The sequence below is a fragment of the Pontimicrobium sp. SW4 genome (genome assembly GCF_039954625.1).
In the GTDB taxonomy this organism is placed as follows: domain Bacteria; phylum Bacteroidota; class Bacteroidia; order Flavobacteriales; family Flavobacteriaceae; genus Pontimicrobium.
The window spans coordinates 2154181-2172906 of sequence record NZ_CP157199.1 but is presented as its reverse complement, the minus strand read 5'-3'; the positions used below and the strand labels follow the sequence as shown (position 1 = coordinate 2172906).

The window sequence follows — 18726 nt, the reverse complement described above, 5'->3', positions numbered from 1 at the left end:
AAAGTTTATCAAGCCACAAAGATACACATTTTAGAAAGTACGCTTTAAACTATTTCTAATAATCCATAAAGACATGATGAAATTAGTTAAAGAGAGTAAGCCACCAATAATAATAAACTGTTTTGCAGTTTTTCCAAAAGAAATAATATCCAAAACATCTGATAAATATGCTAGTACAAAGTATGAAGAGATACAGACAAACGTGGTACCTAGAGCAAAATTCAACTTGTTATTAGGTTTAACGATTTGCCAAATAAATGGAATTCCAAATATTAAAATAGGAAATGCAAAAACTCCTAAATTTCTATTTACATCGGTAAACCAAAGTATTATAAAACTCAAGAAATATAAATAAGGAGTATATTTTATGTATTTATTTAAATCTTTCATTTACAAAGTTTTACTGTTTAACGCAACCACGGTGTCAATATTTTATCTCTTAAGGCGAATAACAAATATTTAACATCTTAATGAAATTTAATTTCATAGTTAATTGTATTAAAATTAAGCTTACCTTTGCACGCTCAAAATAAGGCACTATGACCAATATTAAAAATATAGCGATTATCGCTCACGTCGATCACGGTAAAACTACTTTGGTAGATAAAATCATGTATCATTGTCAGTTATTTCGTGAAAACGAAAATACTGGAGATTTAATTCTAGATAATAATGATTTAGAACGTGAACGTGGTATTACTATTACTTCTAAAAATGTATCTGTTGTTTATAAGGATACTAAAATAAACATTATTGATACTCCTGGTCACGCGGATTTTGGTGGAGAAGTAGAGCGTGTGCTAAACATGGCAGATGGTGTATTATTGTTAGTAGATGCTTTTGAAGGTCCAATGCCACAAACGCGTTTTGTGTTGCAAAAAGCTATTGATTTAGGGTTAAAGCCATGTGTGGTTATAAATAAGGTTGACAAAGAAAACTGTACGCCTGATGAAGTTCATGAAAAAGTCTTTGATTTAATGTTTGAACTTGGAGCAGAGGAGTGGCAGTTAGACTTCCCTACAGTTTATGGTTCAGCCAAAAATAACTGGATGAGTGACGATTGGAAAAATGAAACAGAAAACATTGAACCATTACTTGATATGGTTATTGAACATATTCCTGCTCCAAAAATTGAAGAAGGAACTACGCAAATGTTAATTACATCCTTAGATTATTCGTCATTTACAGGACGAATTGCTATTGGGCGTTTAACACGTGGAGAGTTAAAAGTTGGTCAGAATATTTCTTTGGTTAAAAGAGATGGAAGTATTGTAAAATCGAAAATAAAAGAGCTTCACATTTTTGAAGGTTTAGGGCGTAAAAAAGTTGATGAGGTACAAGCTGGTGATATTTGTGCAATAGTTGGTCTTGAAGGATTTGAAATTGGTGATACTATTGCAGATATAGAAAACCCTGAAGGGTTAAAAACGATTGCCATTGATGAGCCAACTATGAGCATGTTATTTACAATTAACGATTCACCATTTTTTGGTAAAGATGGTAAATTTGTAACATCTCGACATATAAAAGAGCGTTTAGATAAGGAACTTGAAAAGAATTTAGCACTACGTGTTAATGCAACGGATAGTGCTGATAAATTTCTAGTTTTTGGTCGTGGTGTATTGCATTTATCTGTATTAATTGAAACAATGCGTCGTGAAGGTTATGAACTTCAAATTGGTCAACCACAAGTAATTATTAAAGAAATTGATGGTGTAAAATGTGAACCTGTTGAAGAAATGACCATTGATTTACCTGAAGCAGTTTCTGGTAAAGCAATTGAAATGGTGACTATGCGAAAAGGAGAAATGCTGAGTATGGAAGCTAAAGGAGAGCGTATGGTATGCGAGTTTATAGTGCCTTCAAGAGGTATTATTGGTTTGCGTAATCAATTATTAACTGCTACAGCTGGTGAGGCTATTATGGCACATCGTTTTAAAGAGTATCAACCTATAAAAGGAGGTATTCCTGAGCGTCAAAATGGATCTTTAGTATCGATGGAAAAAGGACAAGCTATTCCTTATTCTATTGATAAATTACAAGATAGAGGGAGGTTTTTTGTTGATCCAGGTGAAGATATTTACGAAGGTCAGGTTATTGGTGAAAGCTCTCGTGGTGATGACATGACTGTTAATGTTACAAAGACAAAAAAGTTAAGTAATGTTCGTTCTTCTGGAGCAGATGATAAAGCTAAAATTGTTCCTGCGATTAAATTTTCATTAGAAGAAGCATTAGAATATATTCAAAAAGACGAATATGTAGAGGTTACACCTAATCACTTACGTTTACGTAAAGTTTTACTGAAGGAAGTTGATAGAAAGCGATCTAAAAGCATCTAATGGAGATATTTGGAATTACTTTGACCGAATGGGTTGGTTATGCGGCTATGTTTGCATTACTAATTTCATTTATGATGAGAGATGTAAAAAAACTTCGTATTATTAATTCCATCGGTTGTGCATTATTTGTGTTTTATGGCTTTATGCTTGATATTTCTTGGCCTATTATAATTACAAATTCTGCAATAATTTGCATAAACTTCTACTATTTGTTTGTGAGGAAAAATTAGTATTTTCACATTATCAATAATTTAAGAGTTACAACTATTTTTTCAATAGAAAAATACAGTGATAATTACAAATCTCTTTGGGATGATTTTGTAGCAAAATCAAAAAACGCTACATTTTTGTTTTATAGGGATTTTATTGAGTATCATAATGATAGATTTCTTGATTTTTCATTGTTAATTTTTAAAGATGATATACTCATTGCAGTTTTTCCAGCCAATAAGGATGATAATAATGTCTATTCGCATCAAGGATTAACTTATGGTGGACTTATTCTTAGCGATGAAATTGCTTTTAAAGATGTGCTGTTAGCATATAAGGAACTACTAATGTTTCTAAATGAGAAAGGTATTAACCAGCTTTATATAAAATTACTCCCAAAAATTTATCACACCTTGCCAAGTGATGAAATGAATTATTTGCTTTTTAAAAGTAAAGCAGAATTAACTAGGAGAGATCTAACCTCGGTTATTGACGCAAAATATAAATTGCATGTGCAATCAACAAACAGAAAGAGAGGATTGAAAAAAGCCATTTCACATGGTTTAAAAGTCAAAGAAGTAAATAATTTTGAAGATTTTTGGAATACTATTTTAATTCCAAACTTGAAAAAGACACATAATACAAATCCAGTACACTCACTTTTAGAAATCACACATCTTAAATCTAAATTTCCAAATAACATTAGACAGTTCAATGTTTATCATGAAGATAGTATAGTTGCTGGAGTAACTGTTTTTGACACAAAACATGTAGCTCATGTACAGTATATTTCAGCTAATGATGACAAACAAAAATTAGGGAGCTTAGATTTTCTTTTTCAACATCTTATTAATGATATATTTAAAAACAAAAAATATTTCGATTTTGGCATTTCTAATGTCAATCAAGGTCAGCAAATAAATAAAGGCTTGCTATCTTGGAAAGAATCTTTTGGCGCACGAACTATAGTGCATGAATTTTATAAGATTGATACAAAGAATTATGTAGAACTTAATTCAGCTTTTGTATGATACGCTTTATGGATTTACAAAGTGTTAATGCACGATTTGATAAAGAATTTAAAGAAGCTTATATTAAGTTTTTAACTTCAGGCAGGTATATTTTAGGTAAGGAAGTAGACAATTTTGAAACCAATTTTGCTGATTTCTGTGGTACAAAATTTTGTATTGGAACAGCAAATGGTTTAGACGCATTAACATTAATTTTTAAGGCGTATATTGAACTTGGTTTACTGCAAAAAGGAGACGAAGTAATTGTTCCTGCTAACACATATATAGCATCAATATTAGCAATTCTTCAAGCGGGGTTAGAACCAGTTTTAGTAGAACCTGATTTAGAAACATTTAACCTTTCTTCTAGTAAAATTGAGAATGCTACTACCTGGAAAACTAGAGCTGTTCTTGTAGTGCATTTGTATGGACAACTTATAGATGTAGAACCAATAAAAAAAATATCTAGAAAACATAACTTATTACTTATAGAGGATGCTGCTCAAGCTCATGGTGCAAAAAATGAGTTAGGCAAAAAAGCCGGAAACATTGGTGATGCTGCAGGATTTAGTTTTTATCCGAGTAAAAATCTAGGAGCATTAGGTGATGGAGGTTGCGTTACTACTAATAATCAAGATTTAGCTAAAATGATTCGTATGTTGGCTAATTACGGAACTATTTCAAAATATGTAAACGAGGTTAAAGGCATTAATTCTAGGTTAGATGAAATTCAAGCTATGTTCTTGAATATTAAATTGCCTTTACTGGATTCAGATAATAGTCGTAGAATTGAAATAGCAAAGCAATATGTGAAAGGTATAACATCTAGGAAAATTACCTTACCTAGTTTTTCTGGGCGCGGTAATCATGTTTTTCATCAATTTGTAATTAGAGTAGAAACTAGGGATGATTTTATAGACTACTTAAACAAAAATGTAGTAGAAACAATAATACATTACCCAATTCCACCTCACAAACAAAAAGCTTTAGAAGAATTTTCGTACTTAAATCTTCCAATTACCGAAAAAATTCATAAAACAGTTGTAAGTTTGCCATTGTACCCAACAATGACAAACCAAGATATACAAAAAGTAATAGAACTTTTAAATACCTACTAATTGAAAAAGTTAATTAAATATATTAATAGCAAAGTTTTAGTTAAAATTGCTTGGTTACATTCTGCAACAGTTTTAACTAAAATTATTTCCGGATTTTTAACTACAAAGTTTATTGCCATTTTTATAGGAGCCGAAGGGATGGCTTTAATTGGTAACTTAAGAAGCTTTTTTACTTCTATTCAAACATTTGCAACCGTTGGACTTTACAATGGTGTTGTAAAATATATAGGTAAGTTTAAAGATGATGCTGTTAAGCTAGGAAAAACCATTTCTACAGCTTATTACTTAGGATTTTTTGCAACCTTTTTAGTGAGTTTAATGTGTTATTATAATGCTGAAAGAGTTAACTTTTTTTTATTTTCTGAAAATTATGATTTTATCTATATCATAAAAATAATGGCACTTGCTATTCCTTTTTATTCTTTGAATATGTTTTGCTTTTCTATAATGAATGGATTCTCGAAGTATAAAATTTTGTTAGTAATCAATATTATAGGGCAAATCATGGGATTAGGAGTGACTTTGTTGTTGATTTGGAAAAATAATATTGATGGTGCACTAATTTCAGTAGTTATTTCACCATCGTTAATATTTTTAATTACACTAGTTGGAATATTAAACAGAAGAAGTTTAATAAGTCAAATTAAGGTCGAAAATATAAACTTTAAAAAGATTAAGAAATTTGGACCATTTGCATTAATGGCTTTAGTGTCTGGTATTGCATTACCTTTGGTTACTATTGCTATTAGAAATTATATAATAACTACCCAAGGAATGAATAGTGCTGGCTATTGGGAGGCAATGAACAGAATTTCAACATATTATTTAATGTTCGTAAATTCTCTAATGACACTTTATTTTCTCCCAAGATTTGCCGAAATAACGGATAAAAAGGAATTTAGAATAGAGGTGTTTAGTTTTTATAAGAATATTGCTCCAGTCTTTGGGTTAGGCCTTTTTGTTATTTATTTGCTTAAACCATTTGTAATTGTATTGTTTTTATCAGATGATTTTACGCCTGTTAAAGAATTGTTTGGATGGCAATTATTGGGAGATTTTATAAAGATTCTATCAGTTTTAATAGCGTATAATTTTATAGCTAAGAAAATGTTTTGGCACTTTATAATAACAGAATTGTTTTTAGTCTTTATAACTTATTTTACAAGCTTGTACTTTGTAGATATATATGGAGTGGTTGGCGCAAACATCGCACATTTTGTTAGCTATGTTATGTATTTTGTAATTATATTAATAATTTTTAGCAGTTCTCTATTTGGTGTAATCCCTGAGTATGACGAATAAAAATTCATATCGTGATATTTTAAAAACCACATCTTTATTTAGTGGCGTTCAGGTATTGAACGTTTTAATATCTATTGTGAAATCAAAATTAGCAGCCATACTAATTGGTCCTGCTGGAATTGGTATACTAGGACTGCTTAATTCAACTTTAAATGTTATAGTAGGACTCTCTAAGCTAGGCTTAGATGTAAGTGCAGTTAAAGAAATCTCTGCTTTAAATGAAAAAAATAAGAGTAGAGCAATAAAAATAATTGATGTTTTAAGACGATTATGTTGGATTACAGGGTTATTAGGTGCTGTTATTACTTTTGTTTTTTCATCATGGTTAAGTAAGTTGACTTTTGGAGATTCGTCGCATACCACTTCGTTTATGCTGTTATCTTTTGCTGTATTGTTTAATCAATTAACAGTTGGAAACCTAGCTATTTTGCAAGGATTAAGGAAGTTGAAAAGATTAGCTAAAGCCTCTTTATGGGGAAGCTTTTTTAGTTTAATCGTGATTATTCCTTTGTATTATTACTACGGTATCGAAGGAATTGTGCCAGCTATTATTTTAATTTCCGTATTTACTTATTTCTTTTCATGGCTTTATGCAAAAAAGGAATTTGTTAATCAGTCAAAACTTTCTTTAAAAGAAACTTTAAGCGAGGGTAAGTCTATGATTAAGTTAGGCTTTGTGTTAAGCTTAGGGAGTCTAGCAACCATTTTAACCATTTTTGCTATTCAAATTTTTATAACCAATAAAGGAGGTGTTGATGAGGTTGGTTTTTATAATGCAGCCTTTATAGTAATTAATGCATATGTAGGTGTGATTTTTACCGCTATGAGTAAGGATTATTTTCCAAGATTATCTTCTGTTGTTAATGAACAAGTTGAAATGCTAAAAGTGGTAAATCAGCAAGCTTATATAGCTGTTTTGTTGCTAACCCCTATAATAGTAATCTTTCTCGCATTTATTCCTACTATTATTAGTATTCTGTTTACTAAAGAATTTATACCAATTATTGGTATTCTTACTTTTGGAATATTAGCCACTTTATTCAAAGCAGTATCATGGTCTATGGGGTTTATTCTTGTTGCTAAAGGAGATTCTAAACTTTATATAAAAACTGAAGTAGGTTTTAATGTGTTACTACTGTTAATAAGTGCTTTTGGATATATTTATGGAGGACTTACAGGTGTTGGTATGAGTTATTTGGTGTATTATATAATATATTTAATCGGAATAAAAATCATAACAAATAGTAAATATAAATTTAAATTTGAAAATGAATTTTATCAAGTTTTTCTTATTTGTATGGTACTTTGCTTAGGTGCTTTTTATGCAACATATTTCGACAGTTTATATTTAAAATACGGAATACTATTTGTTTTTATTGTTGCATCAATTATTTTTAGCATTAATAGGTTAGATAAAAAAACAGATTTAATAAAGGAATTAAAACAACGAATAACAAAAAATAAATAGTTTGAGTTTAAGCAATATTAAAATAATAGACATTCCAAAAATAACAGATGTTAGAGGTAACCTGTCAGTTATTGAAAACGATGTTATTCCATTTGATATAAAACGTGTCTATTATTTATACGATGTCCCAAGTGGTTCTTATAGAGGAGGCCATGCGCATAAACAATTGCAACAATTATTAATCGCTATTAGTGGAAGTTTTGATGTGGTTTTAAAGGATAAAAACGGAAAAGAAGAAACAATTACTTTAAACAAACCGAATAAAGGTTTATTGATTCCTAATATGGTTTGGAGAGAAATTGAAGAGTTTTCTTCAGGTGCTATTTGTTTAGTTGTTGCTTCGGAAATTTATGATAAAAACGACTATATTAGAGATTTAGATGAGTTTCTATCTAGTTAAATTTAATTCTTTTTCTTAAAGAAATTAATTTTCTGAGCAAAGGAAATTGACTCGCCAAATAATGAATCCTATCTTTTAAGGATTTTGATTTGATGGCTTTATAGAACTCTTTTCCTAGTTTCTTATTACTAAAATAACCAGCATAAAATAATAGAGCTTTATTGTGACTGCTTAAATAACTTTTTCTTATTTCATTAGGGAACGCATATTTTTTTGCAAAATAATCAAACAGCTTTTTCATTTGAAGTTTTTGAAAAACAAGCGTATTTATATCCTTTTGATGTGAGAAAGAAGCATCATGTGATCTATAAATACACAACGGTTCATTTATTCTTTCAAATTCAGTATTCATAACCATATCAACCAAAATGGGATAATCTTCAATGGTTATGTCCATATTTTTATAGGTATCAAAATCTACATATTTGAGCAATGCATCTTTTCTATAACAGTGACCAATAGGAGCAATATTACCTAGTAGGACAGCTTCTTTGTATGCCTCTTTCGTACTACAAATAATTGATTCATTATTAAAAACGCTAATGGTTTTTGTGTCTTCGTAATAACTATCAAACCCAGTATCAACAAAACCTAAATTATGATTGCCCTTAAATACATTTACCATTTTTTGTAAGGCATCAGTAGTTTTAAGCATGTCATCGCCAGCAATATCAAACACAAAAGTCCCACTACATCTATCTAAAGTTGTTTTAAAGTTTTTTAGAATTCCTAATTGCTCATTATTCTTTTTAATATTGAACAAGTTTGGATGTTTTGCAGCATAAGTCTCAATAATATTTAAAGTGCCATCTGTTGAACAATCATCACCAACAACAATTTCATAATCAAAATCAACGTTTTGTTTCAAAATGGATTGAAGAGTCTCTTCTATATGATGCTCGTTATTATAAGTTATAAGATGTACAGAAAGCAAAATCATTCAAGAAAACTATTTTTATTGTATAAATTTAGAATAAAGAAAAATAGAATAAATGAATTAATCATTTATTTTTGAAGAAACGTTGTTTTAATAATGAGTCGACCAAAAATTGCTTTAGTAGGATATCGATTAAATAGAGGAGGTGCTGAACGAGTAATGGCAAATTTATCTAACTTTTTTCATGCTAACAATGTTGAAGTTCATAACATAATTGTACTTGATGACATAAAGTACCCTCACTCTGGCGAGGTTTTTAATTTAGGAAAGTTAAAAAACAAGCATAATGGCATTTTTAACAAGATTAAAAGATTAGCTGCTTTAAAGAACTATTTAAATAAGCATGATTTTGATTTTATTATTGACTTTAGATTCAGAATTAAACCAATTCAAGAACTAATAATTTCTAAATGGGTCTATAATACCAAAACGATATTTACGGTGCATAGTTCAAAAATTGATAGCTATATACCAAATTTTTCACCATTAACTAGATTAATGTATGGTAATGCATTTCAAAATGTTGCTATTACAAAAACTATGCAACGATTAATTGAAGATAAGCATCATTTAGATAATGTATCGACAATATATAATTCTATAGATATTGATGATATTGTAGCTAAAAGTCAAGATACAATCGAATTGGATTTTGAATATATAGTTGGAGTAGGCCAGTACGATACTAATGTAAAACAGTTTGATAAACTTATTGAAGCATTCGCAAAATCTAAATTGCCTAAGCAAGGAATTGCTTTAGTAATATTAGGGGAAGGAAAATTGAAGGAATATTTAGAGTCTATTGCAAAATCTTTTGATGTTGAAAGTTTAGTGCATTTTTTAGGATTTAAAAATAATCCTTTCAAGTATATTAAGAATGCTAAATTCTTTGTATTATCTAGTGAATTAGAAGGTTTACCTATGGTTTTGTTAGAATCATTGGCGTGTAAAACTCCAGTCGTGTCATTTAATTGTCCAACTGGTCCAGAAGAAGTGATTAGTCATGGTGAAAATGGGCTTTTAATAGAACATCAAAATATTAAAGCTTTAACCGAAGGAATCAATACAATGATGTATGATAGTAAATTATATGAAACCTGTAAGGTGAATACTTTTAAAACAGCTCAGAAATTTTCGGTTGAAACAATTGGAAAACAATGGTTAGAATTAATGAATTATAAAAATTAGTTTGCTACCAAAATTATTATATATAACAACGAATTTACAAGGCTCTGGAGGTGTTTCAAGGTTGCTTTCGGTGAAGCTCAATTATTTAATTGAAAACTATGGTTATAATATTTATGTAATTACAACCAACAATAAATCCAATACTTTTTTTTATGAGTTTAATAACAACATTAAGTTTCATAAAATTGATATTAAAGATTTTGGATTTTGGCATTTAAGGAAATATAAACAAATGCTGCAAAGTATAATTAATGATGTGAAACCAGATATTATTATTAATTGTGACAATGGTTTTAAAGGAACTCTGCTTCCTCTTTTGATTAAATCTAATGCGTCGTTAGTTTATGAAAGACATGGTAGCAGACAAATCAAAACAAAAACATTTGTAGAATACCTTAAGAAAAAAACTTCCAATTTTGTAATTGACCAAAGTATTAAAAAATATCAAGTTTTTGCTGTTTCGAATGATGATGATAGAAAAGATTGGAAAAGCAACAATGTTAAGTTAATTTACAACCCAATTTGGTTTAAGCCACCTCTAGAAGATCCTAAATTTGACAATAAAATAGTCTTAGCTGTTGGAAGACATTCGGTAGAAAAACAATTTGACTTACTATTAAAAATATGGCAAAAGGTAGTTAAAGATAATCCTGATTGGACCCTTAAAATTTTTGGTGAAAGTGATAATGAAAAGACACTAAAAACATTGGTTAAAAAGCTAGAGATTGGTACTCAGGTAGAACTTCATCCACCAACAAAAAATATTACAGCAGAATATGCAAATGCTTCAATGCTCTTAAATGCATCATCCTCAGAAGCTTTTGGATTGGTGATTATTGAGGCTATGGCTTATGGTTTGCCAGCCATTGCATTTGAAAGTGCTTCTGGCCCAAAAATGTTAATCGATAATGATGCTAATGGTTACTTGATTAAAAGCTTTGATATTGATGCTTATGCTAATAAAGTAAAACAGTTAATTGATAATAAAATATTAATAAGAGAACTAAGTAAGAATGCAAAAAAGAGTGTGAAAAAATTTGATATAGATGTGATTATGAAGCAGTGGCATCAACTATTTCAATCAATAGGCGAGTAGATTTATCTTTTGTTCAAATCGTAATAGCACATATATAGTATCTTATAAAGTTGTAGCAATGTAATTTTAGGTTTTTTTGACAATAATTGCTTCTTAATTCCAGAATTAAGAACCTTGTAAAGTCCCGAACAGATATAGTTGAGACCAGTTTTTTTCATTAACAGAAATGTTTTAAGTAAATCATTTTCGTGTTCTTTAACTTTATTGTTACAATGAAGCTTAAGCAATGTAGAAACAGCAAATTTTACTTTGCCTAAATACTTACTACTGCTTTCGAGACCTAAGTGATAAACACTATTATCTATATGTATTACAGGAACTTTGTTTAGTTTTAGTTGAGGTCCAAAAAAGATGTCCATACCATAAGAGTTTCCAATGTCACCTAAACCAAACTGTTTATACACATCTTTTTTTATGCATAAGTTGGCTGCTGAAGTCACTTTATATGGATGGCTATTGCGTTTATTGGCTTCCAGTTCTTCGCATTGTTTACCATATTTCCACCTTAAAATACTATTAGTATCTGGTTGTGTGCTTTTATATGAAATACCTCCAAAAACTACTTCGTGACCATTCTTAATCGCTTGCAAATAATTTGAAATATAATTATCATCTATCAATTCCACATCAGCATCAATAAGTATAATCCAGTCATAAATTGCTGTATTAACCAAAATTTCCCTGTTTACTGCTATACCATTATTCTTGTCGGATAGTTTATAAATGGTATTTGATAAAGAGCCTATGCTTAAATTTAAATCTATAATGTATTGATTGGATTTGTCATCCAAACAAATAATTTCAAAATCAATATTTGAAGCTACTAGCTGTTTATGTAACTCATTTACTAACTCAGCAATATTATAATTATAAACAGGAATTAATACAGATATCATATCGTTTTATTGAGCTTCATTTTTATAGATGCCAAACACATAATCGCTTTTGTATTGTTTTAAATAAGCATCTTCAAACTTAAACAATTGTTCTAATATTTTTTCTTTTTCGTCATCAAGAGTTACAAAATGGTGTCCTAAATCCTTTAAAGCAGGAATTAAAATGTTCCCGCCAAAATCACGTTCATAAATTGGAGTAAATAGATTGTGAATGGTTGGCATGATTTTTACAGAATCCACACATTCTGATGGATCTGCCATTATCATTCTAATAATTCCAGAGCCGTAGTATTTATTCTTGTATAAGTTTAATTTGAATCGCTTTTTAAATTTCCTAGGTAGCAATTGTAAACATTCATTTATAGCGCTTATTTGATGTTTCGGATACTGAAGTCTATTGGTGCCAACGTACTCATTCATTATTAAAACCCCATTACTTTTTAAAGTAGGTTTTACTTTGGTTTTAAGAAACTCTTCGATGTTTTTAAAATGGTGAAGTGATGCATGAAAAAAAACTATATCAAAATAATTTTCAGGAAAATCATAATTATAAACGTCCTGTACTTTAAATGTAATATTGGTCAAATTGTTTTTTTTAGCGGTAGTTTTTGCGTTTTTAATTAACTCATCACTAATGTCCATGCATACTATTTCTGAAAAATTTGAATGTGATGCAAATTCTAATTCATGGAAACAATTTCCACTTCCTAAGGATAACATTTTTATGCCTTGTTTTTCCTTGAAAAAATCAATTATAAAGTCTCTAAATCCTATTTTGGGATTTCCAGTAATGAGTTGGTTCCATCGCTCATGCATTTTGGAAATTACCCAACTATGAGCAGAATCAATATTCAGCTCATTAAACGCACTTCGAGTTCTTTTTGTATTATTTAGGTTGAATTTTGATAGAACAAAAGGCAATCCTCGTAGTTTGATTTTTGTATATAAATCAATAAAATCTTCGAGAGTAATTAATCGCCTCATTAGTTCTTTTTAGTTGTAATTATCCTTTACGTTGTACAACTTCAAACACTTTATTATCATCACATTTTAGGGTCTTACTTGGGTATTTTAAAAGTAAGGCATAGTCGTGTGTTGCCATTAAAATAGTGTGTCCTTTTTTGTTGAGCTCTTGCAGTACTTCCATAACCTCAATACTAGTTTGTGGGTCTAGGTTTCCAGTCGGCTCATCTGCTAGAATTAATTCAGGGTCGTTTAATAAGGCTCTTGCAATGGCAATACGTTGCTGTTCACCACCAGATAACTCGTAAGGATATTTAAATCCTTTGGTTTTCATACCAACACGATTTAGAACATCTTCAATTTTAGCGGCGATTTCCTCTTTGTCTTTCCATCCTGTTGCTCGAAGCACAAACTCTAAATTTGCATTAACAGTTCTGTCGTTTAGTAATTTAAAATCTTGAAACACAACACCAAGTTTTCTTCGTAAAAAAGGGATGTCATCTTCTTTTAATTTTGCTAAATCAAAATCCACGATATTGCCTTCACCCTTTGTGAGTTCTAAGTCACCATAAAGCGTTTTCATAAAACTACTTTTACCTGTGCCTGTTTTACCAATTAGATAGACAAAATCGCCTTTGTTCATTTCAAAATTCACATCGGCGAGCACTAAACTATCACCTTGATAAATGGACGCATCTTTTAATTGTAAAACTGTTTCAGGCATAAAATATTTTAGTTTTAAAGTACTGTAAATGTATTATTAAATAAGGAATTACTCAAAAAATACGCAGTATTTAAACCAAGTTAATTGACAACTTTTTAACATTTAATAACTTGGTTTATAATTATCATAAATTTCTAACGTTATAAAAACGATATAAAGTATTTTTGGTATCAATATTGATTACTAAGAAAAGTATCACATTAGTTTATACTAATAATTTCTCAACAAAAAACGAAGTTAATGACTAAATTAAGATTATTAGCAATTGTATTGACACTGACAATTAATCTTGGTGTTTTTGCACAACAAACAGCAGCTTATACAAGCGACTTAGTAGACTTTCAAAAAGCATTATCACTTTACAATAGCAAGCAATATTTAGCAGCACAATCTATGTTCGATAAAATTGAGGACACAGCAACGGATGAAGTTGTTAAGTCCGATTGTGCCTACTATATTGCTAATTGTGCAGTGCGATTAAATCAACAAAATGCCGACGATTTAATTCAGAATTTTGTAAACGATTATCCTACGAGTACCAAACGTAACACAGCATATATTGATGTGGCCGATTACTATTTTGAAAACTCAAAATTTGCTTACGCAAGAAAGTGGTATGATAAAGTGGATGAAGAAGCCTTAGCTAGAAGTGAGCGCGAGAAGTTCTATTTTAATTATGGCTATTCTTTTTATGCGACCAATAATGCACAAGGTGCCAAAAAATATTTATCAAGAGTAGAAAACTCAGAAAAGTATGGTTCTCAAGCAAAGTACTATATTGGTTATATGGCGTATGAAGGTGACGATTACGACAAGGCTTCAGAGTATTTTGAACAAGTAAGTGACAATGAAAAGTATCAAGAAGGATTATCATATTATCAAGCCGATTTAAACTTTAAACTAGGCAACTTTGAAAAGGCAATAGAATTAGCAAAAGAAAAACTACCAACAAGTGATGATACAGAGGTTTCAGAATTATCTAAAATAATTGGTGAAAGCTATTTTAACTTAGAAAAATATGCCGAAGCTATTCCTTATTTAAAAGCTTATCAAGGAAAGCGTAAACGTTGGAATAATACCGATTATTATTTATTAGGATATGCTTACTATAAGCAGAACGACTTCGAAAATGCGATTTCAGAATTCAATAAGATTATTGATGGAAACAATTCTGTAGCACAAAACGCCTATTACCATTTAGGAGAAAGCTATATTAATGTAGATAAGAAACAAGAGGCTTTAAATGCCTTTCGAAATGCGTCGGAAATGGATTATGATTTAAAAATTCAAGAAGATGCATGGTTAAATTATGCAAAGATTAGTTACGAAATTGGAAATCCATATCAATCGGTGCCACAAGTGTTAGCTGGTTATTTAGATAAATATCCAGATACAGGTTATAAAGAAGAAATTGAAACTTTATTGATTGATTCTTACATTACATCAAAAAATTACAAAGAAGCTTTAAATCTTTTAGAAGGAAGAAAAAGTTTCCAGAACAAAGTAGCTTACCAAAAAGTAGCATTTTATAGAGGTGTCGAGTTATATAATGAAAGTCAATATTTAGAAGCCGAATCGTATTTTGATAAGTCTATTGCTGAGCCAAGAGACGAGAAATTTTTAGCTAGAGCTATTTTTTGGAAAGCCGAAACTGATTACAACCTCACCAATTATGACGATGCTTTAGTCGGTTTTAAGCAATTTCAAGGTAGTAACCAATCATCAGGAACTCCAGAAATTAAAAACATCGATTATAACTTAGGTTATACCTATTTCAAGCAAAAAAGCTATGCAAAAGCAACAGAGCATTTTCAAAAGTACATTTCAAATACTTCTGAAGATAAGTTAAGAATCAACGATGCTTTTTTACGTTTGGGTGATGGTCATTTCGTATCCAGTGATTACAACAAAGCGATAAATGCTTACGAAAGAGCAATTAAAATGAACCAGATTGAACCAGATTATGCCTTCTTTCAAAAAGCAATAAGCTATGGTTATATAGGTCAAGGAAGCACAAAAATTAAGGAATTAGAAGAATTTATTACTACATATAAAAGGTCGCCGCTACGTGATGACGCACTTTACGAACTAGGGAATTCCTATGTTAAGAAAGGTGAGGAAGATAGAGCAATGCAGCTATACGATCAGCTAAATAAAGAATACAGGTCGAGTCCTTATGCATCTAAATCGCTGTTAAGACAAGGGCTAGTGTATTATAATGCTGGCAAAAATGAAGATGCATTATCCAAGTTTAAAAATGTTGCCAATAATTACCCAGGATCTCCTGAAGGTATGCAAGCTGTGTCTACTGCGAGATTAATTTATATAGATCTTGGTCGTGTAGATGAATACGCACGTTGGGTAAAAGGTTTGGATTATGTGAATGTTTCTGATGCCGATTTAGATAATACAACTTACGAATCTGCCGAAAAGCAATATTTAGCGGGAGACACAAGTAGAGCAATTAGATTATTTAACGGTTATTTAAACGAGTTCCCAAATGGCTTACATGCCTTAAAATCTCATTTCTATTTAGCACAGTTATATTATAAAGATGATTTGCAAACAAATGCAGCACCTCATTACGAATATGTGGTTAATAAATCAAGTGGTGAGTTCACAGAACTAGCCTTAACGAGATTAGGAGAAATCTATTTGAATGAGAAAGATGTTACGAGAGCAATGCCGATTTTAGAGCGTTTGGAAAACGAAGCAGATTTCCCACAAAACGTCGTATTTGCGCAATCTAATTTAATGAAAGTACATTACCAGTTACAGGATTACAATCAAGCTGTAGCCTATGCCGAAAAAGTACTAGCAAGCTCTAGAACCGATAAAAATGTTAAAAGTGATGCACATGTTATTATTGCACGTTCTGCAATAAAAACAGGCGACGAAAGCAAAGCAAAATCGGCGTACGCTCAAGTTGAAAGAATCGCATCTGGTGAGCTGGCAGCCGAAGCGTTATACTATAATGCCTACTTTAAAAATGAAGAAGGACAATATAAATCATCAAATACAGTAGTTCAAAAATTAGCTAAAGATTATTCAGGGTATAAATTATATGGTGCAAAAGGCTTAGTAATTATGGCAAAGAATTTTTATGCTTTAGGTGATGCTTATCAAGCAACTTATATTTTAGAGAGTGTTACTGAAAACTTTGCTGAGTTTGACGATGTAGTTGATGAAGCAAGAACAGAACTTCGCAGAATCAAATCGGAACAAGCAAAAACAAATGCTTCAGTAGAAACCGATAATGGAAATTAAAATCAAAAAACGTAATGTCATGCTGAGCGCAGTCGAAGCATCTAGACAAAAACAATCAATGAATATGTATAAATTCAAAAATAGCTTATCGTTTTTAATAGCAGTTTTAATAACTGCTACAACATTTGCACAAGAAAATAGAAAAACCAAGGATACTATTAACACCGAGGTTGTGAATGTGGTAAAACCTTATACGCCAAAAATTTCGGATGCTTTTAAGGTAAAGGAAATTCCGTCGTTAGATGATGAAACCACAATGACCAAAAAAGTAATTAAGTATAATATTTTTTCAATTCCAGTAGCGTCTACTTTTACACCAGCAAAAGGAAAAGCAGCCGAAGTAGATAAAGGAGAGAAAGCAAAATTGTATGACAATTATGCATCGTTTGGAGTTGGCTCTTATACTAGTTTTTTAGGCGAAGTCTATTTAAATCATGCTATTAATAGAACTGAAAGTGTTGGAGGTTATGTGAGCCATCATTCTTCTCAAGGAGGGATTGAAGATGTATTATTGGATGATGCATTTTCAAACACCCAAATCAATGCAAACTACGCAAGAAAACTCAGGGATTATTCATGGAATGTAGATGCAGGCTTTCAGCAACAAGTATTTAATTGGTATGGCTTACCGCAGCCTCAATACGACCAAGCATTTGCAGACCCTATGATACCGCAACATAAGTTTTTTACATTTGAATTTGGTGGAAAGATAGACTTTGACGACAGATTATTCAATAATGGTAATATGCGTTTTAGACGTTTTGCTGACGATTACGATTCAGGAGAAAATCATTTTGCAATGTCTACAAATTTTGACATTCCATTAAACGATGGCGATTTAAATTCAACTATAAAATTAGATTATTTAAATGGGTCTTTTAACCAATCGTATGAAACAGCCGATAAATTAAAATATGGTAATTTTAATGTTGGTGTATCTTCTAGTTATCAAATGAAACAAGATGACTTAACACTTAATCTTGGAGCGTCAGTGTTTTATTTAAACGATACCGAAGCTGGAAAAAACAAAATATATATTTATCCTAATATTACTGCAACTTACAGATTGGTAAATGAGTTATTAATTGCTTATGGAGGTATTGAAGGTGGTTTAATTCAAAACACATATCATGAGTTTGCTAAAGGAAACCCATATGTGTCACCAACGCTAAATATTTTGCCAACAGACAAACAATATGATGCTTATGTGGGTTTAAAAGGAAAGTTGTCTAACAATATGAGTTATAATATTAGAGGTAAGTATTATGCAGAAAATGATAAAGCTTTATTTAAGAATAATAAAGACATGAATCAAACAGCTAATAATAATTACAATAAAGGAAATTCTTATAATGTGGTTTATGATAATGTCTCAACATTAAGTGTTTTTGGTGAAATAAATGTGGATGTAAACAGAAATTTTACATTAGGAATAAAAGCTGAATATTTCTCGTACAATACCAAAAACGAAGCAAAACTATGGAATCTACCTGATTTTGAAGGCTCGCTCTTTATGGATATTCAATTTGATGAGCATTGGTTTGCAGGCGCTAATTTGTTTTATATAGGTGAGCGATTTGACCAAAGTTCTATTGAAGGTTCGTTAGATCCAAGCGAAAGTTTAACAACACACACCCTAGAAAGTTATTTCGACGCCAATGCACACTTAGGTTATCGTATTAACGATAAATGGTCAGTATATGGTAAAGCAAATAACATCGCTAATCAAGATTATAAAAGATGGTTAAACTATCCAGTTCAAGGCATTCAGTTTATAGCTGGTACGACTTATAAGTTTGACTTCTAAA

At 30.6% G+C, this 18726-nt stretch carries 16 protein-coding genes; 11 read left to right on the top strand and 5 right to left on the bottom strand.

The window, feature by feature from the left end; genetic code table 11:
- Positions 1–30: 30 nt before the first annotated feature.
- On the bottom strand, positions 31–390 hold the full coding sequence (locus ABGB03_RS10170; RefSeq protein ID WP_347922404.1) for a hypothetical protein: 360 nt from the start codon (positions 388–390) through the stop codon (positions 31–33).
- Positions 391–539: 149 nt separating this feature from the next.
- On the opposite strand from ABGB03_RS10170, the gene typA reads away from it, so the two are divergent.
- The 7 genes from typA to ABGB03_RS10135 all read left to right on the top strand — a co-directional run bounded on the left by typA (position 540) and on the right by ABGB03_RS10135 (position 7847).
- Positions 540–2339, top strand: a complete 1800-nt coding sequence (typA, locus tag ABGB03_RS10165) for a translational GTPase TypA (RefSeq protein WP_347922403.1) — start codon at positions 540–542, stop codon at positions 2337–2339.
- Positions 2339–2569 carry a uroporphyrinogen decarboxylase gene (locus tag ABGB03_RS10160; protein WP_347922402.1) on the top strand — a complete coding sequence of 77 codons (231 nt, stop codon included), beginning with the start codon at positions 2339–2341 and terminating at the stop codon, positions 2567–2569. Before typA ends, ABGB03_RS10160 begins: the two co-directional genes overlap by 1 nt.
- Before the next feature lie 117 nt (positions 2570–2686).
- Positions 2687–3580 carry a GNAT family N-acetyltransferase gene (locus ABGB03_RS10155; RefSeq protein ID WP_347922401.1) on the top strand — a complete coding sequence of 298 codons (894 nt, stop codon included), beginning with the start codon at positions 2687–2689 and terminating at the stop codon, positions 3578–3580.
- A gap of 8 nt (positions 3581–3588) precedes the next feature.
- A complete protein-coding gene (locus tag ABGB03_RS10150; protein WP_347922400.1) occupies positions 3589–4677 on the top strand; it encodes a DegT/DnrJ/EryC1/StrS family aminotransferase in 1089 nt (362 codons plus the stop codon).
- The gene (locus ABGB03_RS10145; protein WP_347922399.1) at positions 4678–5979 is read left to right on the top strand and encodes an O-antigen translocase; all 1302 of its coding nucleotides are present in this window, start codon (positions 4678–4680) and stop codon (positions 5977–5979) included.
- Complete coding sequence (locus ABGB03_RS10140; RefSeq protein ID WP_347922398.1) at positions 5969–7447, top strand: oligosaccharide flippase family protein; 1479 nt, start codon at positions 5969–5971, stop codon at positions 7445–7447. The genes ABGB03_RS10145 and ABGB03_RS10140 overlap by 11 nt, the downstream gene beginning before the upstream one ends.
- Positions 7440–7847 (top strand): FdtA/QdtA family cupin domain-containing protein, encoded by a 408-nt coding sequence (locus ABGB03_RS10135; RefSeq protein ID WP_347926413.1) that lies wholly within the window; start codon positions 7440–7442, stop codon positions 7845–7847. The genes ABGB03_RS10140 and ABGB03_RS10135 overlap by 8 nt, the downstream gene beginning before the upstream one ends.
- Here ABGB03_RS10135 and ABGB03_RS10130 read toward each other — a convergent pair.
- Positions 7840–8787: a glycosyltransferase gene (locus ABGB03_RS10130; protein ID WP_347922397.1), complete on the bottom strand. Its 948-nt coding sequence runs from the start codon at positions 8785–8787 to the stop codon at positions 7840–7842. The genes ABGB03_RS10135 and ABGB03_RS10130 overlap by 8 nt on opposite strands.
- 93 nt (positions 8788–8880) lie before the next feature.
- Between ABGB03_RS10130 and ABGB03_RS10125 the strand changes: the two genes are divergently transcribed.
- Positions 8881–9972 carry a glycosyltransferase gene (locus tag ABGB03_RS10125; RefSeq protein ID WP_347922396.1) on the top strand — a complete coding sequence of 364 codons (1092 nt, stop codon included), beginning with the start codon at positions 8881–8883 and terminating at the stop codon, positions 9970–9972.
- Between the two features lies 1 nt (position 9973).
- Positions 9974–11068 carry a glycosyltransferase gene (locus ABGB03_RS10120; RefSeq protein ID WP_347922395.1) on the top strand — a complete coding sequence of 365 codons (1095 nt, stop codon included), beginning with the start codon at positions 9974–9976 and terminating at the stop codon, positions 11066–11068.
- A 2-nt stretch (positions 11069–11070) separates the two neighbouring features.
- Here ABGB03_RS10120 and ABGB03_RS10115 read toward each other — a convergent pair whose 3' ends face one another.
- From ABGB03_RS10115 to ABGB03_RS10105, 3 genes are read right to left on the bottom strand one after another with little or no spacing between them, the layout of a single operon-like run.
- The gene (locus ABGB03_RS10115) at positions 11071–11964 is read right to left on the bottom strand and encodes a glycosyltransferase family 2 protein (protein ID WP_347922394.1); all 894 of its coding nucleotides are present in this window, start codon (positions 11962–11964) and stop codon (positions 11071–11073) included.
- 6 nt (positions 11965–11970) lie between these two features.
- Entirely contained in the window at positions 11971–12948 is a 978-nt protein-coding gene (locus ABGB03_RS10110; protein WP_347922393.1) for a class I SAM-dependent methyltransferase, read from the bottom strand.
- 19 nt (positions 12949–12967) lie between these two features.
- The gene (locus tag ABGB03_RS10105) at positions 12968–13651 is read right to left on the bottom strand and encodes an ATP-binding cassette domain-containing protein (protein WP_347922392.1); all 684 of its coding nucleotides are present in this window, start codon (positions 13649–13651) and stop codon (positions 12968–12970) included.
- Between the two features lie 240 nt (positions 13652–13891).
- Between ABGB03_RS10105 and ABGB03_RS10100 the strand changes: the two genes are divergently transcribed.
- Together ABGB03_RS10100 and ABGB03_RS10095 are read left to right on the top strand one after the other, a co-directional pair.
- Entirely contained in the window at positions 13892–16918 is a 3027-nt protein-coding gene (locus tag ABGB03_RS10100; RefSeq protein WP_347922391.1) for a tetratricopeptide repeat protein, read from the top strand.
- Positions 16919–16937: 19 nt separating this feature from the next.
- Positions 16938–18725: a TonB-dependent receptor gene (locus ABGB03_RS10095; RefSeq protein WP_347922390.1), complete on the top strand. Its 1788-nt coding sequence runs from the start codon at positions 16938–16940 to the stop codon at positions 18723–18725.
- Position 18726 lies beyond the last annotated feature (1 nt).

What these genes read in the sequence shown, in the direction of transcription:
- ABGB03_RS10170 (WP_347922404.1), bottom strand. Translation starts at nt 390, where the DNA reads ATGAAAGATTTAAATAAATACATAAAATATACTCCTTATTTATATTTC.
- typA (WP_347922403.1), top strand. Translation starts at nt 540, where the DNA reads ATGACCAATATTAAAAATATAGCGATTATCGCTCACGTCGATCACGGT.
- ABGB03_RS10160 (WP_347922402.1), top strand. Translation starts at nt 2,339, where the DNA reads ATGGAGATATTTGGAATTACTTTGACCGAATGGGTTGGTTATGCGGCT.
- ABGB03_RS10150 (WP_347922400.1), top strand. Translation starts at nt 3,589, where the DNA reads ATGGATTTACAAAGTGTTAATGCACGATTTGATAAAGAATTTAAAGAA.
- ABGB03_RS10140 (WP_347922398.1), top strand. Translation starts at nt 5,969, where the DNA reads ATGACGAATAAAAATTCATATCGTGATATTTTAAAAACCACATCTTTA.
- ABGB03_RS10130 (WP_347922397.1), bottom strand. Translation starts at nt 8,787, where the DNA reads ATGATTTTGCTTTCTGTACATCTTATAACTTATAATAACGAGCATCAT.
- ABGB03_RS10125 (WP_347922396.1), top strand. Translation starts at nt 8,881, where the DNA reads ATGAGTCGACCAAAAATTGCTTTAGTAGGATATCGATTAAATAGAGGA.
- ABGB03_RS10115 (WP_347922394.1), bottom strand. Translation starts at nt 11,964, where the DNA reads ATGATATCTGTATTAATTCCTGTTTATAATTATAATATTGCTGAGTTA.
- ABGB03_RS10110 (WP_347922393.1), bottom strand. Translation starts at nt 12,948, where the DNA reads ATGAGGCGATTAATTACTCTCGAAGATTTTATTGATTTATATACAAAA.
- ABGB03_RS10105 (WP_347922392.1), bottom strand. Translation starts at nt 13,651, where the DNA reads ATGCCTGAAACAGTTTTACAATTAAAAGATGCGTCCATTTATCAAGGT.
- ABGB03_RS10100 (WP_347922391.1), top strand. Translation starts at nt 13,892, where the DNA reads ATGACTAAATTAAGATTATTAGCAATTGTATTGACACTGACAATTAAT.
- ABGB03_RS10095 (WP_347922390.1), top strand. Translation starts at nt 16,938, where the DNA reads ATGCTGAGCGCAGTCGAAGCATCTAGACAAAAACAATCAATGAATATG.